At 65.0% G+C, this 23695-nt stretch carries 17 protein-coding genes and 1 pseudogene; 10 read left to right on the forward strand and 8 right to left on the reverse strand.

Annotated elements, in window-relative coordinates; genetic code table 11:
- Nucleotides 1-6: 6 nt before the first annotated feature.
- Nucleotides 7-2211, reverse strand: a complete 2205-nt coding sequence (locus HZZ16_RS05505; RefSeq protein ID WP_197947496.1) for an amylo-alpha-1,6-glucosidase — start codon at nucleotides 2209-2211, stop codon at nucleotides 7-9.
- A 58-nt stretch (nucleotides 2212-2269) separates the two neighbouring features.
- On the reverse strand, nucleotides 2270-4033 hold the full coding sequence (locus HZZ16_RS05510) for an ABC transporter ATP-binding protein (RefSeq protein ID WP_197947497.1): 1764 nt from the start codon (nucleotides 4031-4033) through the stop codon (nucleotides 2270-2272).
- Between the two features lie 275 nt (nucleotides 4034-4308).
- On the opposite strand from HZZ16_RS05510, the gene HZZ16_RS05515 reads away from it, so the two are divergent.
- Nucleotides 4309-5379 carry a glycosyltransferase family 4 protein gene (locus tag HZZ16_RS05515; protein WP_197947498.1) on the forward strand — a complete coding sequence of 357 codons (1071 nt, stop codon included), beginning with the start codon at nucleotides 4309-4311 and terminating at the stop codon, nucleotides 5377-5379.
- A gap of 141 nt (nucleotides 5380-5520) precedes the next feature.
- On the opposite strand, the gene HZZ16_RS38085 is transcribed toward HZZ16_RS05515, so the two are convergent.
- The 4 genes and pseudogenes from HZZ16_RS38085 to HZZ16_RS05530 all read right to left on the reverse strand — a co-directional run bounded on the left by HZZ16_RS38085 (nucleotide 5521) and on the right by HZZ16_RS05530 (nucleotide 9625).
- Complete coding sequence (locus HZZ16_RS38085; protein WP_246509988.1) at nucleotides 5521-6801, reverse strand: TRAP transporter large permease; 1281 nt, start codon at nucleotides 6799-6801, stop codon at nucleotides 5521-5523.
- A gap of 216 nt (nucleotides 6802-7017) precedes the next feature.
- Nucleotides 7018-7497, reverse strand: a pseudogene (locus HZZ16_RS38090) (TRAP transporter small permease); the annotation flags it as partial.
- A 148-nt stretch (nucleotides 7498-7645) separates the two neighbouring features.
- Complete coding sequence (locus HZZ16_RS05525) at nucleotides 7646-8659, reverse strand: DctP family TRAP transporter solute-binding subunit (protein ID WP_197947500.1); 1014 nt, start codon at nucleotides 8657-8659, stop codon at nucleotides 7646-7648.
- A 195-nt stretch (nucleotides 8660-8854) separates the two neighbouring features.
- Entirely contained in the window at nucleotides 8855-9625 is a 771-nt protein-coding gene (locus HZZ16_RS05530; RefSeq protein ID WP_197947501.1) for a methyltransferase domain-containing protein, read from the reverse strand.
- A 163-nt stretch (nucleotides 9626-9788) separates the two neighbouring features.
- On the opposite strand from HZZ16_RS05530, the gene HZZ16_RS05535 reads away from it, so the two are divergent.
- Nucleotides 9789-10532 carry an SDR family NAD(P)-dependent oxidoreductase gene (locus HZZ16_RS05535; protein ID WP_197947502.1) on the forward strand — a complete coding sequence of 248 codons (744 nt, stop codon included), beginning with the start codon at nucleotides 9789-9791 and terminating at the stop codon, nucleotides 10530-10532.
- 183 nt (nucleotides 10533-10715) lie between these two features.
- Here the strand turns inward: HZZ16_RS05535 and HZZ16_RS05540 are convergent, their stop codons facing one another.
- Nucleotides 10716-11645 carry a helix-turn-helix domain-containing protein gene (locus tag HZZ16_RS05540; protein ID WP_197947725.1) on the reverse strand — a complete coding sequence of 310 codons (930 nt, stop codon included), beginning with the start codon at nucleotides 11643-11645 and terminating at the stop codon, nucleotides 10716-10718.
- Nucleotides 11646-12122: 477 nt separating this feature from the next.
- Between HZZ16_RS05540 and HZZ16_RS05545 the strand changes: the two genes are divergently transcribed.
- From HZZ16_RS05545 to HZZ16_RS05570, 6 genes are all read left to right on the forward strand, one after another.
- Entirely contained in the window at nucleotides 12123-13064 is a 942-nt protein-coding gene (locus tag HZZ16_RS05545) for a helix-turn-helix domain-containing protein (RefSeq protein WP_197947503.1), read from the forward strand.
- A 97-nt stretch (nucleotides 13065-13161) separates the two neighbouring features.
- Nucleotides 13162-14151: an alpha/beta fold hydrolase gene (locus tag HZZ16_RS05550; protein ID WP_197947504.1), complete on the forward strand. Its 990-nt coding sequence runs from the start codon at nucleotides 13162-13164 to the stop codon at nucleotides 14149-14151.
- A 41-nt stretch (nucleotides 14152-14192) separates the two neighbouring features.
- On the forward strand, nucleotides 14193-15398 hold the full coding sequence (locus tag HZZ16_RS05555) for an NAD(P)/FAD-dependent oxidoreductase (protein ID WP_197947505.1): 1206 nt from the start codon (nucleotides 14193-14195) through the stop codon (nucleotides 15396-15398).
- A 33-nt stretch (nucleotides 15399-15431) separates the two neighbouring features.
- A complete protein-coding gene (locus tag HZZ16_RS05560) occupies nucleotides 15432-16343 on the forward strand; it encodes an MBL fold metallo-hydrolase (protein ID WP_197947506.1) in 912 nt (303 codons plus the stop codon).
- A gap of 156 nt (nucleotides 16344-16499) precedes the next feature.
- A complete protein-coding gene (locus HZZ16_RS05565; protein ID WP_197947507.1) occupies nucleotides 16500-17246 on the forward strand; it encodes an SDR family NAD(P)-dependent oxidoreductase in 747 nt (248 codons plus the stop codon).
- 416 nt (nucleotides 17247-17662) lie between these two features.
- Nucleotides 17663-19051 (forward strand): MFS transporter, encoded by a 1389-nt coding sequence (locus HZZ16_RS05570; RefSeq protein ID WP_197947508.1) that lies wholly within the window; start codon nucleotides 17663-17665, stop codon nucleotides 19049-19051.
- 4 nt (nucleotides 19052-19055) lie between these two features.
- Here the strand turns inward: HZZ16_RS05570 and HZZ16_RS05575 are convergent, their stop codons facing one another.
- Complete coding sequence (locus HZZ16_RS05575) at nucleotides 19056-20660, reverse strand: B12-binding domain-containing radical SAM protein (protein WP_197947509.1); 1605 nt, start codon at nucleotides 20658-20660, stop codon at nucleotides 19056-19058.
- A 339-nt stretch (nucleotides 20661-20999) separates the two neighbouring features.
- Here HZZ16_RS05575 and HZZ16_RS05580 point away from each other — a divergent pair, with 339 nt between their 5' ends.
- Nucleotides 21000-21449 (forward strand): (2Fe-2S)-binding protein, encoded by a 450-nt coding sequence (locus HZZ16_RS05580; protein ID WP_197947510.1) that lies wholly within the window; start codon nucleotides 21000-21002, stop codon nucleotides 21447-21449.
- Between the two features lie 12 nt (nucleotides 21450-21461).
- A complete protein-coding gene (locus tag HZZ16_RS05585) occupies nucleotides 21462-23648 on the forward strand; it encodes a xanthine dehydrogenase family protein molybdopterin-binding subunit (RefSeq protein WP_197947511.1) in 2187 nt (728 codons plus the stop codon).
- Nucleotides 23649-23695: the final 47 nt, after the last annotated feature.

Here is a 23695-nt window from a genome sequence, read left to right on the forward strand (position 1 = left end):
GCGCCTCTAGCGCGCCAGCACGATCGAGACCTGGATCTGGCCGCGCGTGCGCAACACTTCCAGCGCCACGTCGTCGCCGTGCCGGCTGACGCGAAGATCGACGCTGGATTCGCCGAGGCGCAGATCGCGCAGGATCACCTCGTTGAGGAACGCCGGCAGATGCGGGTTGCGCAGGCGAATCTCGCCGCGCGCGACGTCGAACTCGAGGCCGAGCGCCGCTTCCAGGAGCGTGAACGGGGTCGCGCTGGCCCAGGCCTGCGGCGCGCAGGCGACCGGGTAAAGCGTCGGCCCGCGCCGCTTCTCCCGCCGGAAGCCGCAGAACAATTCGGGCAGCCGGCGCAGGTCCATGTAGGTCGCGGCATCGAATAGACCCTTGAAGACGTGCGCCACCGAATGCTTGAGGCCGTAGCGCGCCAGCCCCAGCGCGATCAGCGCGTTGTCGTGCGGCCAGATCGATCCGTCATGATAAGACATCGGGTTGTAGCGCACCTCGCCTTGCGCGACGGTGCGGATGCCCCAGCCCGAGAAGAAATGCGGCCGCATCAGATCGGCGGCGACGAGACGCGCGCGGTCCTCGCGGACCATGCCGCTGAATAGGACCTGCCCGGCATTCGAGGTCCTGACCTTGCAGGGCCGCTTCTTGCCGTCGAGCGCGAGCGCATAGGTGCCGAGCTCCTCGCACCAGAACGCCTGCTCGAAGCGCTCGGCGAGTGCCCTGGCTTCGGCCTCGAGCTTGCGAACCCGGTCCGGCTTGCCGAGCCGCAGCGCGCAACGCGCAGCGAGCTGCTTGGCGGCAAAGACGTAGCCCTGGACTTCCGCGAGCGCGATATTGCCCTCGGCAAGCCGGCCGTCGGCATGGAAGATCGCGTCGTAGGAATCCTTCCAGCCCTGGTTCGCCAGCCCTTTCTCGGTCGCGCGCTGGTATTCGACGAAGCCGTCCTGGTCGGGATCGCCGGGACCGTCGATCCAGGCCAGCCCCGCCTCGATCGCGGGCCACAGCTCGATCAGCGTGGCCTCGTCGCCGGTGCGCTCGAAATAGCTGCCTGCGAGCAGCACGAACAGCGCGGTCGAATCGACGCTGCCGTAATAATGCGCGAACGGGACTTCCCCGAGCGCAGCCATCTCGCCGCCGCGCATCTCGTGCAGGATCTTGCCGGGCGCGGCGTCGGCGAGCGGATCGACCGCCGCGGCCTGGAAATGCGCGAGCCGGCGCAGGACGCCTTTGGCAATGCGCGGATCGACCCAGAGCATCTGCAGCGCGGTGATGAGGCCGTCGCGCCCGAACGTCGTCGAGTACCAGGGGATGCCGGCATAGGGATAGCGTCCCTGCGGTGTCTCGGTCATCAGCATGTTGAGGTCGGCCATGGCCTGGCACAGCACCTCGTTGAAGATGTTGTTGGAGGTCTCGATGCTGGCGGCGCCAGCGGTCTGAAGCCGCATCTCGCGGCGGTGCGCCAGCAGACCCGGGAAGAACCGCACCGGCTTTTCCGTGACCGGCCGGTTGCAGGACACCGCGACGAACAGCGATTTGGCCTGGTGCGGCTCCAGGTTGAGCTCCCAGGTTGCGGCATCGACCGAGAGCCGCGTCGGACGCGGATCGAAATGCAGCCCGGTGGTCCGCTCGGTGTCGTCGAGACCGCGATATTCGAACAGGACGTCGGTCGGTCCTAGCAGCCGGCTCGTTCCGATTCCGCGGCGCGGTCGCCGCTCGCCGCGGACCTCGAACAGATCGGCGAAGTCATTGCCGAACAGCAGCGTCAGGTTGAAGCTGGTGCGCCGGTCGCCATGGTTCTGCACGCCGATGCGCTGGTACGCCGTGCCGCGCCACAGGAAGATCGTGCGCACGACGTGCAACAGGTCCTTCTGCAGGACGAGGTTGCCCTGCCGGTAGATATCCGGATTGGTGAGATCGACGGTCAACGCCGAATTGTCGTCGCGCAGATTCGATCCGAGCAGCAGCGGCTGGAGATCGTCGAGCACGAGCTCGAGCCGCGCGAGATAGCGCGTGTCATGATGGAACAGCCCGTCCGGCCCGCCGGCCGACGCGCCGATGTCGCCGTGGCTGTCCAGCACGATGAAGGTGTCGTCGTGCTTGAGCGAACGCCGCGGCCGGGCCGACGGCCCGGTCATCGGAATGTAGAAAGGCTGTTCCGCGACCTGTTCCGGGGTCCGCGTCACGGAGACGAATTGGGTTACGGCTTCGGCCGACATGAGCTGCTCCCCTGCGCTGGTTTCGAAACGCAACCGACTAGAGAACGGGACTGTTGGTTTACGCGGCGGCTTGCGCGAGCCGGCTCATTTCCTGCGTGACCAGCTCACGATACGGCCCGTGACCCTGCATCAGACGCTCGGGCGAGCCGTCCTCGATGATCTTACCATTCCTCAACACCACGACACGGTCGAAATTGCGCAGCGTCGCGAGGCGATGGGCGATCGCGATCACGGTGCGGCCGCGCATCAGGCGCGACAGCGCTTCGCGGATCGCCTCCTCGGATTCGCTGTCCAGCGCGGCGGTCGCCTCGTCCAGCAGCAGGATCGGCGCATCCTTCAGGAAGGCGCGCGCGATGGCGATGCGCTGGCGCTGGCCGCCCGACATCTTGACGCCGCGGTCGCCGACCATGGTGTCGAGGCCCTCGGGCAGGCTCTCGACGAAGTCGCAGCGCGCCGCGATCGCCGCGCGCAGCACCTCGTCGTCGGTCGCGTTCGGCCTGCCGTAGCGGATGTTCTCGCGAATGGAGCGATGAAACAAGGAAATGTCCTGCGGCACGACGGAAATCGCCTCGCGCAAGCTCAGCTGCGTCACCTTCGAGATGTCCTGGCCGTCGATGGTGATGCTGCCCGCGTCGACGTCGTAGAAGCGCTGCAGCAGCGTGAACAGCGTCGACTTGCCGCCGCCGGACTGGCCGACCAGTCCGACGCGCTGGCCGGGCTGGAGGCGCAGGCTGAACCGCTCGAAGATCTTGTCGCCGCCGGGATAGCCGAAGGTGACGTTGTTGAACGCGATGGCGGCGCCGCTCTTGACCAGGGGCCCGGCCTCGGGGTGGTCGCGGAGCTCGTGCGGCACCAGCAGCGTGGCGATCGCCTCGGTCAGACGCGCGACGTGCTGGGTGACGTCAACCAGCGCCACCGCGAGATCGCGCGTGGCGCTCAGGATGGAGATGCCGAGCGTACAGACCAGCACGACGTCGCCGGTCGTCGCTTCGCCCTTCTGCCAGAGCGAGATCGCCCAGGCCATCAGCGCAATCGTCAAGAGCACGGTGATGGCGGCATGCAACAGCCGCAACTTTTCCAGATAACGCAGGCTGCGGCTTCGCGCGGTCAGCTCCTGGTTCACCGTCGCGTCGAACCGCTCATGTTCGTGGCTGATGCCGCAGAAGGCGCGCACCAGCGGCATGTTGCTGATGACGTCGATCATCTCGCCGTCGACCAGCGCGGCCTTGTCGGCGAAATCGTCGTGCAGCGGCTTGCCGGCCGCGGCAAGGCGAAACATGGCAACCACCATGCCGCCCGCGATCGCGATCAGGCCGAGCGCCATGTAGGGGCTGACGGTTCCAATCAGGATGATTGCCGCAATTGTGGCAATGCAGGGCGGCAACACATTCCAGACGAACATGTTCTCGACGGTGAACACCGCGTTCGAGGTCGCGGTGATGCGGCTCGTCAACATGCCGGGCATCCGGTCCGAGAAGTAGCTCGGCGCGTGCCCGGTCAGATGACGAAAAATGTCGCGCCGTATATCGCCCGTGACCCGGACGAAGGTGAAGCTCGCTGTCCAACTCGCGATCCGCCACAGGAAGTTGTCGGCGGCAATCAGTGACATGAGCAGAATGAATGCCAGCCATACGCCACCGCCATACGAGGGTCCGGCGGACAAGGCGTCGACCAGGGCTTTGACACCATATTGAGTGCCTACGGAGCAGGCAACGGCCCCCACGACCGCGGTCAGGATCACCAAATGCGACGCGAGACGACGCCGGAGATAGCGCAAGACAAAGGCAAATGGCCTGCGCGCGTATCCAGAAAGCTGATCCATATGGCTGTCGCCCCGTTATGCTGATTTTCGTTTCGTTACTGGTCGAGTGAACATCGACCGCTTCGCCTCGGTTCCCGGGCAATTCCATCACGACATGCGGATGCGGACGATCTGCGAAGATGTAGTGGCAGCATCGCGACGTTCCGCCGACGTGTCGAAGATGTAACGTTCGGGGTAAGGAACTTCGCAGGTGCGGGAACGTTCCCTCGTCTGGCATTTGCCGGTGCCGTACAGGCGGGGGTTTCAACATTCATGATCGCAGAGGAGATGGTGAGATGCGCATCGCGCAGGTAGCTCCGTTGACGGAGGCTGTTCCACCCAAGCTGTATGGCGGCACCGAGCGGGTGGTGCATTGGTTGACGGAGGAGCTGGTGGCCCTGGGCCATGACGTGACGCTTTTCGCCAGCGGCGACTCGCAGACATCCGCCAAGCTCGATGCATTATGGCCGCGGGCGCTTCGGCTGGACGGTTCCGTGCGCGATCCCAATGCGCTGCACATGGTGCTGCTGGAGCGGGTGCGGCAGAAATGTGACGACGAGGAGTTCGACTTCCTCCACTTCCATCTCGACTATTATCCCTGGTCGCTGTTCCACCGCCAGCCGACCCCGTTCGTGACCACGCTGCACGGCCGGCTCGATCTGCCGGAGCATCAGCCGGTCTTCAACACCTTCTCCAAGATGCCCGTCATCTCGATCTCCAATGCGCAGCGGCGGCCGGTGCCGCAGGCGAACTGGGTGACCACGATCCACCATGGCCTGCCGGAGAAGCTGCTGAGGCCGAAGCCGGCGAAACAGGAATACCTCGCCGTGCTCGGCCGCATCGCGCCCGAGAAGGGCGTCGACCGCGCCATCAAGATCGCGACCCATTGCGGCATTCCGCTCAAGATCGCGGCGAAGGTCGACCGTGCCGACCAGGATTATTACGACGAGCTGATCCGGCCGATGATCGAGAACAATCCGTTGATCGATTTCATCGGCGAGATCAGCGATCACGAGAAATCGGATTTCCTGAGCGGCGCGCTCGGCCTGCTGTTGCCGATCGACTGGCCGGAGCCGTTCGGCCTCGTCATGATCGAGGCCATGGCATGCGGAACGCCGGTCGTCGCCTTCAACCGCGGCTCGGTGCCGGAGATCATCGACGAGGGCCTCACCGGTTTCATCGTCGAGGACGTCATCAGCGCCGCGGGCGTGGTGAAGCGGCTTCCGCAACTCGACCGCACCGCCATCCGCAAGCAGTTCGAGACGCGCTTCACCGCGCGGCGCATGGCCCTGGACTACCTCGCCGCCTATCGCAGCCTGACCGAGGTGCAGGCACCGCGGATCAAGCTGGTGAGCAGCGCGGAGTAGGGCCTTCTACATCGGTGCCAGTCAAAGTGCCCTCTCCCCTTGTGGGAGAGGGCTTCGAGAACGGAGCGGCACACTCACTTGGGTGGGGTTGCTTCCACATTGAAACTCTCCACAAGGAGAGAGTGTACACCTATCGCCTCGCTACATCCCGAGTAGCCGCGGCAGCCACAGCGACAGGCCGGGCCAATACGTCACCACCACGAGGAAGCCCAGCATCGTCAGCAGCCATGGCCACACCGCGACCGTGAGCTCGGTGATCCCCATCTTGGCGATGCCCGAGGCGACGTAGAGATTGAGCCCGACGGGCGGATGGCACAGGCCGACCTCCATGTTGACCGTCATCAGGATGCCGAAATGAATCGGGTCGATGCCGAGCTTGACCGCGACCGGAAACAGGATCGGCGCCATGATCAGGATGATCGAGGACGGCTCCATCACGTTGCCGGCCAGCAGCAGCAGCAAATTGACGAGCAGCAGGAAGCCGATCCAGCCCAGGCCCTGGTCGATCATCCATTGCGCCAGCGCCTGCGGCACGTTCTCGTAGGTCATCAGGAACGAGAACAGCACGGCATTGGTGATGATGTAGAGCAGCATCGCCGAAAGATTGGCCGACGACAGCAGCACGCGCGGCACGTCGCGTAGCTTCAGGTCCTTGTAGATGAACACCGCGACGATGAAGGCGTAGACCGCGCTGACGGCGGCCGCCTCGGTCGGCGTGAACAGGCCGCTGTAAATGCCGCCGATCACGATCACTATCAGGAGGATGCCCCACATCGACTTGCGGAACGCATCGAGACGCTGGACGAAGGTGGCCTTCGGCATCCGCGGATAGTCGTTGCGCCAGGCGCGATAGAACGTCGTGGCGCCGAGCAGCGAGGCCAGCGCAAGCCCCGGCACGATGCCGGCAATGAACAGCTTGCCGACCGAGCTGTTGGTCGAGACGGCGTAAAGCACCATCGGGATCGATGGCGGAATCAGGATGCCGAGTGAGCCCGACGTCGTGATCACGCCCGCACCGAACCGCTTGGGAAAGCCTTGTGCGACCATCGCGGGCAGGATCACCGAACCGATCGCCACCACGGTCGCCGGCGAGGAGCCGGAGATCGCGGCGAACAGCGCGCAGGCGACCACGCCCGACAGCGCGAGGCCGCCGTACCAATGGCCGACCAGCGAGGTTGCGAAGGTGATCATCCGCCGGGCCACGCCGCCATGGGTCAGGAAGTTGCCGGCGAGGATGAAGAACGGGATCGCCATGATCTCGAAATTCTCGATGCCGGTGAACAGCTTCAGCGCCACCGATTCGGTCCGCACGTCGGTCAGCGTGAACATGAAGCTGAGCACGGTGAGACCCAGCGCGATCGAGATCGGCATGCCCGTCAGCATCAGCGAGAGCAGGAGCGCGAACACGATGAAGACGCGCAGGCCCTGCGGCAGGGTGATGACATGGGCCGCATGCGCGAAGCACAGCGCGACGATCAAAACCGGCAGCAGCATCAGGATCCAGCCGAGCGGGCTGCGCTCGTCCCGGACCACTTGGGTGGGCGTGACCGGCGCCGGATGCACCGGATCCGCCTCGACACCCTCGACGCCGGCCACATCGTGATGCGGCAGCTCGCCGGTGCGGTAGAACGACCAGGCGACCTGCAGGAAGCGGAAGCACATCAGGCCGGAGCCGAGCGGGATGGTGAGATACACCATCCACATCGGCGCTTCGAGGTCGTTGGACTGCTGGCCGCTCTGCCACATGTGGCTGACGAAGGCGGCTCCGAAATAGCCCACGATGGCGGTGAACAGCGCACCGCAGAGAAGGCCGAAGGTGATGATGCGGCGGCGCGAGCCGCCGGGCAGTATATTGACCAGCACGTCGACGCCGACATGGATGCCGGTCCGCACGCCGTAGGCGGCGCCGAACTTCGCCATCCAGATGAACATATAGATGCAGAGCTCCTGCGCCCAGGACAAATCGAGCGCGGCGAGCCAGGCGAACGTCGCGCGCGCGGGCACGGCGAGGAAGGCCAGGTTGCGGGCTTCCGCCCATTTGGCGATGTCGATCGACAGCCCGGCGCCGTAACGGTGCAACACCGCGACGAAGATGAGCGACGTCGCAGCCGCGATCATCGTCGCGATCAGCCATTCCTCGAGATGATCGAGAAAACGATTCAGCACACGCAGCAACTTGTCCCCCCGGATTGGATCGTTCAAGCGCAACGGCCGGGAGCGCGATCACCCCCGACCGTTGGTATTGTTGTTATTGGGGCGCAGCCCGTCAGTTCATCTTGACGTCGAGTTCCTTGGCGAGCAGATCGAGCACCTCCTGCCCGACCCGCCCCTTGGCCCATTTATACGTCGGCTGCATCGCCTCCTGCCAGGCCTTGCGATCGGCCTCGGTGAGATAATGCAGATTGGTCTTGCCGGTCTTCTTGATCTCGGCCAGCGCCTCCTCGTTCTCCTGGCGCGCGATCGAGTTGGTGTAGTCGGTCGCCTCCGCCATCGCCTTGTCGAGCTGGGCGCGGATATCGGGCGGCAGGCCGGACCAGAATTTCGAGTTGACGATGACGGCATATTGCAGATGCGCGTGATAGGACACGGTGATGTCCTTCTGCACCTCGTAGAACTTCTGAGTGAGGTAGTTGGACGCGGTGTTCTCGCAGCCGTCGACCACACCGGTTTGCAAGGCCTGATACACTTCCGAGAACGCCATGATCTGCGGGATCGAGCCCATGATGCGGAAATACTGATCGGCGATCTTCGATCCGGAGATGCGGAACTTGAGGCCCTGGAAATCCGTCGGCTTCATCAGCGGCCGATTGGCGGAGACCATGTGGAAGCCGTTGTCCCAATAAGCGAGGCCGGTGATGCCCTTGGCCTCCAGCTTCTGGAACAGCCACTTGCCGACCGTGCCCTTCATCGCGTTGGCATAGGTCACCTCGTCCTTGAACAGCCAGGGCAGGTCCAGCGCCTCGAATTCCTTGATGCCGAGCGGCGCGAACTTCGCGGTCGAGGGCGCAAGCATATGCACCGAGCCGAGCTGGAGCGCCTCGATCTCCTCCTTGTCCTTGTAGAGCGTGGAGTTCGGATAGACTTCGACCTTGACCTTGCCATCGGTGTATTTTTCGGCGAGCTCCTTGAACTTCAGCGCGCCCTTGCCCTTCGGCGTGTCGTTGGCGACGACGTGGCTGAACTTGATGACGATAGGGCTCTGGGCTTGGGCGATGGCTGGAGCCAAGAGAGGAGCCAAGAGAACAGCCGCGGCGGCGACCGCGGCAAGCAGCTTGCGCATGAACGTACCTCCCAACAACCTCTAACCGGGTTCTTCTTGTTTTTCAGGCCAGTAGTGGCAGCAATCCGCCACCCGAACAACTAGACCTAAGCCCAATTTTGCCGCAGCCAAGCTAACGTGACGACCGCCGGATGCGCAAGCCGGCGCCAGCGCGTCCAAGCGAACGAGCGATTATGCCGCATTGCGGCAGTGCCATCAGCCCTTGCGTTGCGCGACCATGAAGAGGCGCCGGAACGGGAACAGCGTCTGCCCCGCCGCATTCTTCGGATAGGCCCTTGCGACGCGCATCCCGTAGGCGGCTTCGAACGCGGCCTTCTCCTCGCCTTGGAGCACGTCGAGATAGCGCGTCAGCCAGGTGCCCTTGGTCCATTCCTTCACGGGATTGTCGCCTTCGAGCACCTGCAGATATTCGGTCTCCCAGATGTCGATGTTGGCCGATATCGGCGCGAGCAGATCGTGATAGAAGGCCGGCCCTTCCACCGGCGGCGCGGTGACGAGATGCTCCACCTTGGACCGCCATGGGCCGTCGAGCGCGGTCTCGCCGATCAGCACATGCGACGGCGCGAGGAAATTCCGCGGCATCTGCACCGCGAGCATGCCCCCAGGCGTCACCTTCTCCATCAGCGACGGAAACAGTGCCGCATGATTGGGCAGCCAGTGCAGTGCGGCATTGGAATAGATCAAGTCGTACTGCCCGGCGGGACTCCAATGGCCGAGATCCTCATGTGACCATTCCACGTCAGGCGCGGCCTTGCGTCCTGCCGCGACCATCTCCGCCGAGCCCTCGACCCCGATCACGCGTGCCTCCGGCCAGCGCTCCCTGATCAATTTGGTGACGTTGCCGGCGCCGGCGCCGAGATCGGCGATCGCGCGCGGGGCAAAATCCGGAATCCGCATCAACAGGTCGACGGCGGGCCGGAGCCGATGGCCGGAGAACTTCAGATATTGCTGCGGATCCCAGACCATCTTCGACGCCTTTTGTTTTTCATATTGCCTTCGCCAAGGCTCTTGTCCTTCGGCAAGTCTCTTGGTTACCACTGCTCGTCCCGGTCGGGCAATTCGCAGGGCCCGCGGGACAGGGCAGGCAACGAGCAGCAAAAAGCAGCAACGACCAAGAAAGCGTGCGACCATGGACCTCGGGCTCAAATCGAAAACCGCTGTCGTCACCGGCGCGAGCATCGGCATCGGCCGCGCCATCGCCAAGGGCCTCGCCGCCGAAGGTGTGCGCGTCGTCGGCGTGGCGCGCCGCGCCGATCTGCTAGCCGAGCTGGTGAAGGAGGTCGGCGGCGGATCGATCACGCCATTCGTGCAGGATGTGATGGCCAAGGACGCCGCCGAGAACATCGCGGCCTTCGCCCTGAAGGAGCTCGGCCATGTCGACATCCTCGTCAACAATGCCGGCGGCAGCCGTCCCCTGCCGGTCGATGCACCCGACAGCAAATGGGACGAGGCGATCGCGCTCAACTTCACCAGCTACCGCCGCATCGCGCATGCACTGCTGCCGCAGATGATCGAGCGCAAATGGGGCCGCATCGTCAACATCACCGGCAAGTCCGAGCCGGAGGGCCTCAATGCCGCCTTCGCCGCCAAGGCCGCCGTGCACGCCTGGGCCAAGGGCCTGTCGCGCGAGATCGGCAAGCACGGCATCACCATCAATTGCATCCCGCCTGGCCGCATCATGAGCGAGCAGATCCGCCGCAACTACCCGCCGGATTATCGCGAGCGCTTTGCCGAGGAGGAGATCCCCGTCGGCTATTGGGGCGAGCCGGAAGATCTGGCCGCACTCGCGGTGTTCCTGGCCTCGCCGGTGGCGCGCTACATCACGGGCACGGTGATCCCGGTGGATGGGGGCTTGCGGCGGTATCAGTTCTAGGAATTCATGTGATGCGCAGGGAAAGGCTCTCAATTGCGACAGCCCTGCGGTGGATGGCGGGTTGCGGCGGCATCAGCCCGTAGCATCCGCGGCGCCAATCCTTGGCGGCGCTGTCTCGGCGCTGGGGTCGTCGTCTACGAGCTCATCACGTGTGTGCCGTAAGGTGGGTTCGACGAAGCAGGCCTAACCTTCGCGGCTTGCTGTTCCCATCGCATCGCGCCGCCATGCACCCGGGCTGACGCCGACGATCGCGGAGAACACTCGCGTGAAGTGGCTCTGGTTGGCAAAGCCGGCCGAAATAGCAACCTCGGACAGTGATGGACCGTGCTCACGCATCAGACGCTTGGCGGTTCTCACGCGATGATGCAGAAGCCAGCGATAAGGCGGCAGACCGGTCGCAGCGCGAAACGCACGAGAGAAATGGCTGACGGAGAGGCCGAGCTCCGCAGCGATCGCCTGCAACGGCATCTTGCCCCCGAGATCCGCTTCGAGTTTGTCGCATGCGCGCGCGAGCTGCCATGGCGCAAGGGCACCGCGGCCGGTCTCGGCGTTGTGCCGAAAGCCTCCATAGGTCTCGGCGACATGAGCTGCGAGCGCCAGCATCATGTGATCGACGAACAGTTGGTTGGCCTCGTCCGGTCGGCGCAGTCCCTCGCGCAAGGAAGCGCCGATATGACGGACGATGGCATCATCGTGCCCGACGGGGCCGCAGTCGAGCGCATCGATGCGCCGCGCTCCCGACTGATCGGCGAGACCATCGAGCGCCGAACGCGGCACGTAGAAGTGCAGAGAGTGAAACGGTTTGTCGATCACGTAGCGGGGGTCAGCCTTAAGATCGTATAGATAAGTCGTCCCGGCATGGACGTCTGCCTTCGTGAGGCGACGACCCTGCTCCCAGATCTCGCACTCCGGATAGTCGCGCAATTTCAGGCTGACGAGATAGGCATCTTCCGCAGCAAACGACCCGGACAGACCCAGCACGGGATGGTCGCTTCGCGTTTCCGTGACTGCGATCTCGGCGCTGCGCAGCGACCGCGTCATCAGCGTGGGCGGCACTTCATCGAGGCGGAGGAATGCTCCAAGCCGTTCACCGTACGCGCCTGTCCTGCCCATCGGATGTCTCGTCTGTGCCGTCATGGAGCAGGCCACAGCAACCTGCCATTTCCAGGATCCTATAGCGGTAAGCACCCACCGCTGTCCACGACCGACGAAGTCGCACCCGCCCCCGATCGAGTCCCATCCGATTTTATCAAACATTTCAAAATGATCGGTTTGTGCTCTGACGGCGTGAGGGGCCAGCGAACCGCGATGTCGACATCACGACTTTTCACAAACGCACGCGAGTGACGCGCGTCTGTCGTGCGCGCAGCAGGATCAGGCAATGCGCGGCAGTATCAGGAAAGACACAGGTCGTGGCGCTGCCTAGAACCCGTAAATCAACGGAATCGGGACCTCGACGGATCGCCTTCGGACCCGATCCACCCCTTGAGCAAAGACCACCAGTCCGGCCGTTCGGCCCCCGCTCTGCGGCCGCTGAAACCATGATCAATTTGTCGCGCATCAGCGACGCGCCGCCACACGAGCGAAGCCATGAGCAAAGTCGTCTTGCGCGAATCTCAGAACGAAACCGCCGCGTCTGGAGTGCGGCGCGACCAGGCAGGCGATCGACCCGCTGCCGATGTGGAGATGGCCCGCGTGCTCGGCACGGTGCCTTTCCGCATGGCGTTGGATTCCTCCGGCGCCGGCATTGCTCACTGGAAGCACGATCCGTTGCACGACGTCGTCGCGCCCATGAGCCATCATGTCATCATGGCTTACAACGGCGCGGTGCAACGCATGGAGCGGCGATCCGGGCAATCCGTCGCAATCGGGACGTTTCGTCCGGGAGTCGTGATCATTATTCCAGAAGGGTCGAGCTCCCGGTGGGACATTCCAAAACCCGTCGACGTCGTTCAACTCTACCTTCCGCAGACAACGCTGAAGCGCGTGGCGGACGAAGCCGAAGTCGGGGCACCGTCCGAGCTCCTGGAGCGAACCGCGCATCCCGATCCCGTCACGTCCCGCCTGCTCCTGAGCGCGGCGGACGTGCTGGACGGAAACGAGGCGCTGGATACGTTGTTCCGGCAGCAACTCATGGATTTACTGGCGACGCGTCTGCTGGCTGCGCACACCGGCTCGCCAAGCACGATCGCGCCGGCGAGGGGCGGGTTGGCGCCGAAAACATTGCTTCGGGCGATCGAGCGGTTGCGCTCCGACAGTGATGCCGACGTCTCGCTTGCGGCGCTTGCCGCCGAGGCCGGCTTGTCGCGCTTTCACTTCTGCCGCGCCTTCAAAGACAGTACCGGGCTTTCTCCGCATGCCTGGCTGCGGCAGCACCGGCTCGAGCAAGCCATGAACATGCTGCGTGACACCGACGCCTCCGTCGTCTCGATCGCCGTCACGCTCGGCTACTCCTCGCAGACCGCCTTTGCCGCCGCGTTTCGAAAGCTGACCGGGGAATCGCCGAGCGATTGGCGGCGCCGCGCGCGATAGCAGCAATCGCGCTGCAATCGCGGCAATCGCGCTGGGGCACGAGCAAATCCGGTTCGGTAGACATCCATCGTGCCCCCAACCTGCAATGGAGCAGCAAATGCCCTTGATAACATCCGTCAGCCGGCTCGCGAGCACCTCGCGCCGAAACATCCTGGCAACGACGCTTCTGTACACGGCGTCGTTGACCGTCCGCTCGACCTCGGCGGTGGGCCGCGATGCCAAGAGCACCGCGCTCTCGATCGGCAAGAACGACGGTGCAGCCTTCGTCACCACCAGCGACGGTGTCCAGATCTTCTACAAGGATTGGGGACCGAAGTCCGCGCAGCCGATCGTCTTCCATCATGGCTGGCCGCTCAGCGCCGACGACTGGGACGCCCAGATGCTGTTCTTCCTCGGCAAGGGTTTTCGCGTGATCGCGCATGATCGCCGCGGCCATGGCCGCTCTGGCCAGGTCAGCGACGGCCACGACATGGATCATTATGCCGCCGACGTCGCCGCCCTCGCCCAGCACCTCGATCTTCGCAACGCCATTCACGTCGGCCACTCCACCGGTGGCGGCGAGGCGACGCGATACGTGGCGCGCCATGGCCGGGAGCGCGTCGCCAAGCTCGTGCTCATCGGCGCCGTGCCGCCCCTGATGCTGAAGACCGAGTCCAATCCCGGCGGATTGCCGCTTGACGCGTTCGACGGCTTGCGCCGGCGGCTCGCCACCAACAGGTCGCAGTTCTACTTCGAATTCGCGAGCGGTCCCTTCTACGGCTACAATCGTCCGGGCGCCGAGCCTTCCCAGGCCGTGATCTGGAACTGGTGGCGTCAAGCCATGACGGGCAGCAGCAAGGCCCATCACGACGGCATCAAGGCCTTCTCCGAAACCGACTTCAGCGAAGACCTGAAGAGCATTGCGGTGCCGACGCTCGTGCTGCACGGCGGCGACGACCAGATCGTCCCCGTTGCCGACTCGGCACCGCTGTCGGCCCGACTCCTGAAGCACAGCACACTGAAGATCTATGACCTGCTGCCGCATGGCCTCTGCACGACGCATCCCGACCTCGTCAATGCCGACTTGCTCAGGTTCGTAACGGCCTAGCCTCGCCTCATCGCAATCGCATCAACCAAGGACCAGTCGACATGCGCATCGTCATCATTGGTGCCGGCTTTGCCGGCATGTATGCCGCCCTTTCAGCCGCCCGCCTGCGCGACATACAGGGCGTTTCACCCGATAAGCTCGAGATCGCGCTCGTCGCGCCCGAACCGACGCTCGTGGTTCGCCCGCGACTCTACGAACCGAATCCCGAGACCCTGACAGCACCGCTGCAGGACGTTCTCAACGCGATCGACGTCGTCTATGTCAGGGGCCATGCCGAGGCGATCGATACCAAGTCCAAGGTCGTCGAGGTCGCTGGCACGCAAGGCACGCGGAAGACGCTGTCCTACGACCGGCTGGTGGTCGCCACCGGCAGCCGACTGTTTCGGCCGAACATTCCCGGCCTTGCCGAGCACGGCTTCAGCGTCGACCAGCTCGATGACGCCATCGCGCTCGATCGTCACCTCCATGGGCTTTTGAGCCGCCCGGCCTCGAAGGCACGCAACACCGTCGTCGTCGCGGGCGGCGGATTCACCGGCATCGAGGCGGCGACAGAGCTGCCGTCGCGCCTGCGCAAGATTCTCGGCAAGAACGCCCAGTTGCGCGTGGTCGTCGTCGACCGCAACGAGGCGATCGCCCCGGACATGGGCGCAGGCCCCCGCCCCATCATCGAGGAGGCGCTGAGCAAGCTCGGCATCGAGACCAGGCTCGGTGTCGGCGTGGCTTCGCTCGACAAGTCCGGCGTCACGCTCTCCAACGGCGAGCAGATCGAATGCGAGACGGTGATCTGGGCCGCCGGTATGCGCGCGGCGCCGTTGACGGCGCAGATCCCTGCCGAGCGCGACCGGTTTGGCCGGCTGCTCGTCGACCGCGAACTACGGGTCCCATCGGTGAGCGGCGTCTTCGCCGCCGGCGATGCCGCACGGGCCGCGTGTGACGATGTCGGCAATTACGCGCTGATGTCGTGTCAGCACGCGACCCGGATGGGCGCCTTCGCCGGCAACAATGCCACCGCCGAGCTGCTGGGCGTTCCGACCAGACCCTATCACCAGAAAGCCTACGTCACCTGCCTCGACCTCGGCGAAGCCGGCGCGTTGTTCACCCGCGGCTGGGAGCGCACGGTCGAGATGGTCGGCGACGTCGCCAAGAAGACCAAGCAGGAGATCAACACGGTCTGGATCTATCCGCCCAAGGCCGAGCGTGCCGCAGCGCTCGCCTCCGCCGATCCCGAGCGCGTCACCGCGCTCTAGCAACGAACCCCCGATCTTGAAAAGGAGACCAGGATGAATCTGCACAACGCTTCCATTGCCACGAAACCCGAAGAGCTCGTGCCGTCGCGCTACGCGGTGCGTATCGGCGACATCGACGTGCTGGTGGTCAGCGACGGGGTGCTGCCGCTTCCGACCACCATGCTGGCGCACAACGCTGACCCGGCCGTACGAGCCAACTGGTTGAAGCAGATGTTCCTGCCTCAGGATGCGTTCGACTGGGCACTGAATGCGGTGATGGTGCGAAGTGGCGACAAGACCATTCTCATCGACGCCGGACTTGGGTCCGATCCCGACCTGCATCTGCCGCGCGCCGGACAGTTGATCAAGCGCCTGGAGGCCGCCGGAATCGACCTCTCCTCCGTGACCGATCTCGTGTTGACCCACATGCACATGGATCACGTCGGCGGCTTGCTGGTCGACGGCGTGAAGGAGCGGCTACGCCAGGACCTGCGGATCCACGTGGCCGCCGCCGAGGTCAAGTTCTGGGAGTCGCCCGATTTCACCCATACCAACATGCCGCAGGGATTCCCCGATGCGCTTCGGGCCGCCGCCAAGCAGTTCGTGAAGATGTACGGCAGCCAGATCCGGCGGTTCGAGGAGCAGCACGAGGTTGCGCCCGGTGTCGTCGTCCGCCGCACCGGCGGTCACACGCCCGGACATAGCGTGGTCCGCGTGGCGTCCGGCGGCGAAGCGCTGACCTTTGCCGGCGATGCCGTGTTTGCGGTCGGGTTCGACCAACCCGAATGGCACAACGGCTTCGAGCACGACCCTGAGGAGGCGGCGCGCGTTCGTATCCAGCTGTTGCGGGAGCTCGCGGAGAGCGGCGAGCTGCTGGTGGCCACGCACATGCCGTTCCCATCGGTCGGCCATGTCGCGGCCGCCGGCAATGCCTTCCGCTGGGTCCCGGTGTTCTGGGACTACTGACGGGCAAGAACAGGCTCAACTGGAGCGCGCCCCCGGGATGATCGAGCGCTCCCTCCGGATCACACCCCTCACGGCGGCCGGTACACTAGGGAATCGGCCGCCGCGACCTGTAAACTCCGACCAATTGGTGCGGCGGACCGCACGAGAGACAAGAACATGCAAGATCAAAAGGTCGTTGTCGTCACCGGCGGCACTTCAGGCATCGGCCGCGCAGCGGCGCTCCGCTTCGCGAAACAGGGCTATCAGGTGCTCATCACCGGCCGACGGGCGAGCCTGATCAACGAGACCATGCTGCAACACGAGAACATCGCGGGAATGACGGCGGACGCGGCGTCCGCCGAGGACGCCAAGCGTACCATTGCGAAGGCGCTCGACAAATGGGGCCGTCTCGATGCGCTGGTCAACAATGCCGGCGCCGGCGCAATCCTGCCGCTCGCCGATGTGACCGCCGATCGCATCACAGACATCTTCGCCGTCAACGTGCTCGGCCCAAGTCTGCTCGCGTCGGCAGCGCTTCCCCATCTCAAGGCCAGGCGCGGCGCGATCGTCAACATCTCCAGCACCTTCGGACACAAAGCGGCTGCAGCACTGTCCCATTACGCAGCCAGCAAAGCCGCCGTGGAGCATTTGACGCGGTGCTGGGCCCTGGAGCTGGCTCCGATCGGAATCAGGGTGAACGCCGTTGCACCGGGCCCAACGGAGACGAGCGCGCTGACGGGCATGATGGGATTGTCGGCGGAGCAGGCCGCAGCGGTCGAGGAACAGGAGCGCGCCAGCATACCGCTCGGCCGCCGCGGCGTGCCCGAGGATGTCGCTGAATGGGTCGTCCAACTCGCCGGTCCCGCCTCGGCGTGGGTCACCGGTCAGGTGATCGCCGTCGATGGCGGCCTGGGACTGGCATGATCTCGCGCGGTCGGTGGCCTGTCGGCGCCACGCGAAGAAGCACGTGAACTTCGAGTCTCCCGCCAACTATTCGTCGCAAACTGGAGACGGCGCGCGCAAGACGCGCATGCGGCCTGCTCCCGGCCCGATCGCTGGCACGTTGGCATTCTGCCAGTGTTTTGCCCGACGGGTCAACGTGATCGCGCCCCGCGAAAGCCGCCGCGACACGGCGGAAAAATGCCTTGTCGATCAAAGGGCCTCCTACTGTGCATGGGGTTGTTTTGCGACTTTGTTCTTTTGGCCTCGCCCTGCGCTCGCAGCGCAGCCGCATCGCGTGACCTTCGCGCATACACAGCATGCAAGCTTGCGTCTGTGGAAGCCGGCGTCTCCGTAGTACATGCCAAACGTCCCGCCGCCGGAGCAGCGCGCCAACGAAAATGACGATCACGTTACCTGCCGCCGCGCGCGAGTCCGACCAGCCCATCGCGGACGGCCTGCCGGCCGCGCAGCGGCGCTGGGCGGTCGCGGCGATCTTCACTGCGCTCGCGATGGCCTCGCTCGACACGGCGATCGCTAACATCGCCCTGCCCGCCATCGCCGCCGACCTGCACGTCACGCCGGAGCAGTCAGTCTGGGTCGTCAACGTCTACCAGATCGCGCTGGTGGCGACGCTCTTGCCGCTCGGGGCGCTCGGCGAGATCGTCGGGCACCAGCGCATCTATCTCGGCGGCCTGATCCTGTTCACCATCGCCGCGCTGTTCTGCGCGGTGGCATGGTCGCTGGACAGTCTCCTGGTGGCGCGCACGCTGCAAGGGTTGGGAGCGAGCGGCATCATGAGCGTCAACACGGCCTTGGTGCGCTTCGTCTATCCCGGCCGCATGCTCGGCCGTGGCTTCGGTCACAACGCGCTCGTGGTCGCGACCGCCTTCACCTTCGGGCCCTCGATCGCCTCCGCCATCCTCGCGCTCGGACCGTGGCCGTGGCTGTTCGCCGTCAACATCCCGTTCGGCTTCCTCGCCATCGGCATCGGCTTTGCGATGCTGCCGAAGACCCCGCGCGCCGATCACGGCTTCGACTTGCTCGGCGCGATCCTGGCCACCGTCTGCCTCGGCCTGTTTATCACCGGCATGGGCAGCGCCGCGCATAATCTGTCGCCCGTCGTGGTCGGCATCGAGCTGGTCACCGCCCTCGCGCTTGGCGTGATCCTGACCCGCCGCCACGCCGATCATCCCGCGCCGATGCTGCCGATCGACCTGTTCGCCAGGCCGATGTTCGCGCTGTCGGCGGCAACGGCCGTGTGCTCCTTCGCCGTGCAAGGCCTCGCCTTCGTCTCGCTGCCGTTCTATTTCGAGGATGTACTCGGCCGCTCGCAGGTCGAGACCGGCTTCTTCATGACGCCGTGGCCGCTGGTGGTCGGCATCATGGCCCCGATCGCAGGCCGCCTTTCGGACCGCCACGCCGTCGGCCTGCTCGGCGGCATCGGGCTTGTGCTGCTCGGCCTCGGCATGGCGCTGCTGGCGACGCTGCCGCCCAATCCAGCAATTGCCGACATCATTTGGCGGATGGTGATCTGCGGCATGGGGTTCGGCTTCTTCCAGGCGCCGAACATGAAGGCGGTGATGGCAAGCGCGCCGCCGCACCGCAGCGGCAGCGCCTCCGGCATCGTCGCCACCGCGCGCCTGACCGGGCAGACGACCGGCGCGGCGCTCGCCGCCGCCTGCTTCGCACTCGCCGGCCACGACGGCGCCACACTGGCGCTGGCGCTCGGCGCGGGCTTTGCCGCGCTCGGCAGCGTGATGAGCTTCTTGCGGCTCGCGGTGAAGTAAGCCGTCAGGCCGCCGTCACGCCGACAGCCACCGGAGCGACGGTCTCGTTGTCCAGCTCGGCCAGGCGCTGGTCGATCGCCGCGATGACCTTGCGCGAGTACGGCCCGAGATGTGCATAGGCGGCGATCATCTGCACGGCAATGCGCGCCGATGACGTGTCGCGCTTGGCGCAGTTCATGAAGGTCTGCCAGAGCGGCCCCCGCGCCTCAGGAAGCGCGGACACCACCTTGTGCACCGTCTCCATGGCCCCAAGCTTGGAGCGAATATCGCCTTCGGCAAGCTCGGAGCGCTGCCTCGACCGGTCGAGCAGCGTCATCAGGCGGTCGACGCGTCCCGCATAGGCGGCCGGGCTGTAGATGTGCTCCAGCACCCGCTTGTAGTCCGTCAGGATGTCGCGCAACGGGCGGACCGGATCGAAGTTGATGCCCGCCATGCACTGGTCGGCGCCGATGGTCGGCGCGACATCGTGCCCGGAATGCAGCCGGCCTTCGCGCTCCAGGCGCCGCGTGAGCTGCGTGTTCGGCAAGGCATAAAGCAGGCCGACCATGGCGACGGGGATCGCCGCCTCCTCGATGAAGTCGATCATCGAGTCCGCCATCGAGACCTTCTCGTTGTCGAAGCCGACGATGAAGCCAGCGGTGACGAGCATGCCGGCGGCATAGATCTTGTGGATGCTCTCGGCGATGTTGCGCCGCGTGTTCTGCTTCTTGCGCATCGCGACCAGCGTCGCCGGGTCCGGACTTTCGATGCCGACGAAGATGCCGAAGAAATTGGCCGCACCCATCAGCTCCAAGAGCTCCGGATCGTCGGCGAGATTGACCGAGGCTTCCGTGGAGAATTCGAACGGATAGCCGTGCGTGCGCTGCCATTCGGCGAGCTTCGGCAGGAATTGCCGCAGCGACTTCTTGTTGCCGATGAAATTGTCGTCGACGAAGTCGAGATGGCCGCGATAGCCCATCTTGTAGAGCGTCTCGAGCTCGACGAACATCTGCTCGATCGTCTTGGTCCGCGGCACGCGCCCATAGAGCTCGATGATGTCGCAGAATTCGCAGGTGAAGGGACAGCCGCGCGAATATTGCACACCGAGATAGAGATAGTCCTCGAACTTGAGCAGGTCGAAACGCGGCACCGGCGTCTTGGTGACGTCGGCCTGGAACTTCGGTGCGGTGAAGACGCCGGATCGCGCGCCACTCTCCCAGGCCGCGATGAATTCGTCGATGACGCTCTCGGCCTCGCCGAGCACCCGGAAGTCGGCTCGCTCATAGATGTGGGGGCTCGAGGTGGGGTCGGGACCGCCGACCACGACCGGCTTGCCGGCGGCGCGGCAGAGCTCGATCAGACGCAACGTGTCGGCCTGCTGGGGCAACATTCCGCCGGTAAACACGACGTCGGCCCAGGCGAGATCCTCCTCCCCGAAGGGCGCCGTGTTGCAATCGATCAGCCGGACGGTCCAGCTCTCGGGCAACATCGCGGCAACGGTGATCAGGCCCAAAGGGGCGGCCGGGCGCTTGACGCCCAACACTTTGCAGGATTCGCCGAAGGTCCAAAAGGACTCTGCCGAGAACAGCGGGTAGAGCATCAGTACATTGCAGGGACTCGGCACGTTCATGGAACTCCTTTTGCGGCGGCGCAGTGTACCAAAGCGCCCGCGACTTGCACCCCGGCAATAAGGACAAACTGTCGCCGCTGCGCAAGCCACGCGGGCTCAGGAACCGGCGTTCACGGCCGGACGTCGCCTCAGGCAGCGGATTGACGCCCTCGGAAAAAGGCGTCAACCTGAATCGATTGTGAAGGGATGAGGCAAAAGCGCGTCTCGGTCCATACCCCAGAGCGGCACGGCCATGCGTCCCCGCCACCCCTCGGACTGTTGATTTGAACCGTTCCAGTTTGCCCGACACATTGCGCCCCTGAGTTCAATCGGTGGATTGGGCCAATCAGGGGACTTGCGATGGCAAACCTAACAATCAACGGAAAAACCTTCACGCTCGATGTCGAGCCGGATACGCCGCTGCTCTGGGCGATCCGAGAGAATGCCGGCCTGACCGGCACCAAATACGGTTGCGGCATTGCACAATGCGGCGCCTGCACGGTTCACCTCGACGGCGTCGCGATGCGCTCCTGCGGCATCTCGGTGAGCGAGGCCGAGGGCAAGCAGATCACCACCATCGAGGGGCTTGCCTCGGGCGATACGCTGCACAAGGTGCAGGAGGCCTGGATCGCCCAGGACGTGCCGCAATGCGGCTATTGCCAAAGCGGCATGATCATGGCGGTGGCCGCACTCTTGAACGAGAAACCGAAGCCGACCGACGCCGATATCGACGAGGCCATCACCAATATCTGCCGCTGCGGCACCTTCCAGCAGGTGCGCGAGGCGATCCACACGATCGCGAGCGCGTAAGGAAATCCCCACATGAACAAGCATATCTCGCCGCGGCTCAACCGCCGCGCCTTCGTCATCGGCACGGCTGCGGTCGGTGCCGGCCTCGCCATCGGCCTCGACCTCCCCCTCGGCGGCCCCTCCGTGGTCCGCGCCGCCGACGGCTCGCCCGAGATCGGCGCCTGGGTCGTGGTCAGGCCCGACGACACCGTGGTGATCCGCATCGCCCGCTCGGAGATGGGCCAGGGCTCGCTGACCGGCCTCGCCCAGCTGGTTGCCGAGGAGCTCGAATGCGACTGGACCAAGGTCACGACCGAATATCCGACCCCCGGCCAGAGCGTCGCCCGCAAGCGCGTCTGGGGTGATTTCTCCACCGGCGGCAGCCGCGGCATCCGCTCCTCGCAGGACTATGTCCGCAAGGGCGGTGCCACCGCGCGCGTGATGCTGATCCAGGCCGCAGCCGACGCTTGGAAAGTGCCGGCCTCCGAATGCAGGGCCGAGAACAGCGTCATTACCCATACGCCGTCAGGCCGGACCACGACCTACGGCAAGGTCGCCGAGGCTGCGGCGAAACTGACGCCGCCGGCAGACGTCAAGCTGAAGGATCCGAAGGACTGGAAGCTGATCGGCAAGGGCGTGAATCGGCTCGACACCGCCGACAAGACCACCGGCGCGATGGTGTACGGTATCGACGTCAAGCTGCCGGGCATGCTGAACGCCGCGATCAAGGACTGCCCGGTGTTCGGCGGCAAGCTGAAGAGCTTTGACGAAGCCAAGATCGCCGACATGAAAGGCGTCAAGAAGGTCGTCAAGGTCGGCGACACCGCCGTCGCCGTCGTCGCCGACACCTGGTGGCACGCCAAGACCGCGCTGGAGGCGCTGCCGATCGTCTGGGACGAGGGCGACAACGCGAAAGTCTCCAGCGAGTCGATCGCGAAGTGGCTGGCCGAGGGTCTCGACAATTCGCAGCCGGCCTATGTCGGCAACAAGAACGGCGACGCGAAGGCCGCGATTGCCGGTGCCGCCAAGAAGGTCGAGGCCGTCTACTCCTATCCCTACCAGAACCACGCCACGATGGAGCCGATGAACGCCACCGCGCTCTACACGGCCGACAAATGCGAGGTCTGGTGCGGGACGCAGAACGGCGAGGCCGCCTTCGCGGCAGTGCTGGAGGCGTCCGGCCTGCCCGCCGAGAAGTGCGACGTGCACAAGGTGATGCTCGGCGGCGGCTTCGGCCGGCGTGGCCAGACCGACTATGTCCGCCAGGCCGTCATGATCGCCAAGCAGATGCCGGGCACGCCGATCAAGCTGCTCTGGTCGCGCGAAGAGGACATGGCGCACGGTCGGTACCACCCCATCACCCAGTGCAAGATGACCGGCGCGTTCGATGCCAACAACAACCTGATCGCGCTGCACTACCGCCTCTCCGGGCAATCGATCCTGTTCTCGCTGCGCCCCGAAGCGTTGCAGAACGGGATGGATCCCGCGGCATTCCAGGGCGTCGCCCAATCCGGCGAAGCCGCATTCGGCTATTCGGTGCCGAACCTTCTGGTCGAGCATGCGATGCGCAACCCGCACGTCCCGCCCGGCTTCTGGCGCGGTGTGAACGTCAATCACAACGCGATCTACATGGAATGCTTCATGGACGAGCTCGCCCATGCCGCAGGCCAGGACCCCCTCGAATTCCGCCGCAAGCTGATGGGCAATCACCCCAAGCACCTCGCGGTGCTCAATGCGGTGGCCGAGAAGATCGGCTGGAACACGCCGGCGCCGCAAGGCGTCTATCGCGGCATCGCCCAGGTGATGGGCTATGGCAGCTATGTCGCCGGCGCCGCCGAGATCTCGGTGACCGACGGCAGCAAGATCAAGGTGCATCGCATCGTCGCCTCCACCGATCCCGGCTATGTCGTCAATCCGGCACAGGTGGAGCGGCAGGTCGCCGGCTCCTTCGTCTATGGTCTCTCCGCGCTGTTCTACGGCGGCTGCACCGTCAAGGACGGCAAGATCGAGCAGACCAACTTCGACACCTACAACTCGATGCGCATCAACGAGATGCCGAAGGTGGAGACCGTGATGGTGCCGAGCGGCGGGTTCTGGGGCGGCGTCGGCGAGCCAACCATCGGCGTCGCGGCGCCGGCCGTGCTGAATGCGTACTTCGCCGCGACCGGCAAGCGCATCCGCCAGGTGCCGCTGCGCGACCAGAACATCACCTTCGCGTAAAGCATGATCCGGAAAAGTGTGGAGCGGTTATCCGAAAAGATCATGCT

This window comes from Bradyrhizobium glycinis, assembly GCF_016031655.1.
In the GTDB taxonomy this organism is placed as follows: Bacteria; Pseudomonadota; Alphaproteobacteria; order Rhizobiales; family Xanthobacteraceae; genus Bradyrhizobium; species Bradyrhizobium glycinis.

What these genes read in the sequence shown, in the direction of transcription:
- HZZ16_RS05515 (WP_197947498.1), top strand. Translation starts at nt 4,309, where the DNA reads ATGCGCATCGCGCAGGTAGCTCCGTTGACGGAGGCTGTTCCACCCAAG.
- HZZ16_RS05565 (WP_197947507.1), top strand. Translation starts at nt 16,500, where the DNA reads ATGCAAGATCAAAAGGTCGTTGTCGTCACCGGCGGCACTTCAGGCATC.
- HZZ16_RS05575 (WP_197947509.1), bottom strand. Translation starts at nt 20,660, where the DNA reads ATGAACGTGCCGAGTCCCTGCAATGTACTGATGCTCTACCCGCTGTTC.
- HZZ16_RS05535 (WP_197947502.1), top strand. Translation starts at nt 9,789, where the DNA reads ATGGACCTCGGGCTCAAATCGAAAACCGCTGTCGTCACCGGCGCGAGC.
- HZZ16_RS05505 (WP_197947496.1), bottom strand. Translation starts at nt 2,211, where the DNA reads ATGTCGGCCGAAGCCGTAACCCAATTCGTCTCCGTGACGCGGACCCCG.
- HZZ16_RS05540 (WP_197947725.1), bottom strand. Translation starts at nt 11,645, where the DNA reads ATGGGCAGGACAGGCGCGTACGGTGAACGGCTTGGAGCATTCCTCCGC.
- HZZ16_RS05530 (WP_197947501.1), bottom strand. Translation starts at nt 9,625, where the DNA reads ATGGTCTGGGATCCGCAGCAATATCTGAAGTTCTCCGGCCATCGGCTC.
- HZZ16_RS05560 (WP_197947506.1), top strand. Translation starts at nt 15,432, where the DNA reads ATGAATCTGCACAACGCTTCCATTGCCACGAAACCCGAAGAGCTCGTG.
- HZZ16_RS05550 (WP_197947504.1), top strand. Translation starts at nt 13,162, where the DNA reads ATGCCCTTGATAACATCCGTCAGCCGGCTCGCGAGCACCTCGCGCCGA.
- HZZ16_RS05555 (WP_197947505.1), top strand. Translation starts at nt 14,193, where the DNA reads ATGCGCATCGTCATCATTGGTGCCGGCTTTGCCGGCATGTATGCCGCC.
- HZZ16_RS05545 (WP_197947503.1), top strand. Translation starts at nt 12,123, where the DNA reads ATGAGCAAAGTCGTCTTGCGCGAATCTCAGAACGAAACCGCCGCGTCT.
- HZZ16_RS05580 (WP_197947510.1), top strand. Translation starts at nt 21,000, where the DNA reads ATGGCAAACCTAACAATCAACGGAAAAACCTTCACGCTCGATGTCGAG.
- HZZ16_RS05510 (WP_197947497.1), bottom strand. Translation starts at nt 4,033, where the DNA reads ATGGATCAGCTTTCTGGATACGCGCGCAGGCCATTTGCCTTTGTCTTG.
- HZZ16_RS05525 (WP_197947500.1), bottom strand. Translation starts at nt 8,659, where the DNA reads ATGCGCAAGCTGCTTGCCGCGGTCGCCGCCGCGGCTGTTCTCTTGGCT.
- HZZ16_RS05585 (WP_197947511.1), top strand. Translation starts at nt 21,462, where the DNA reads ATGAACAAGCATATCTCGCCGCGGCTCAACCGCCGCGCCTTCGTCATC.
- HZZ16_RS05570 (WP_197947508.1), top strand. Translation starts at nt 17,663, where the DNA reads ATGACGATCACGTTACCTGCCGCCGCGCGCGAGTCCGACCAGCCCATC.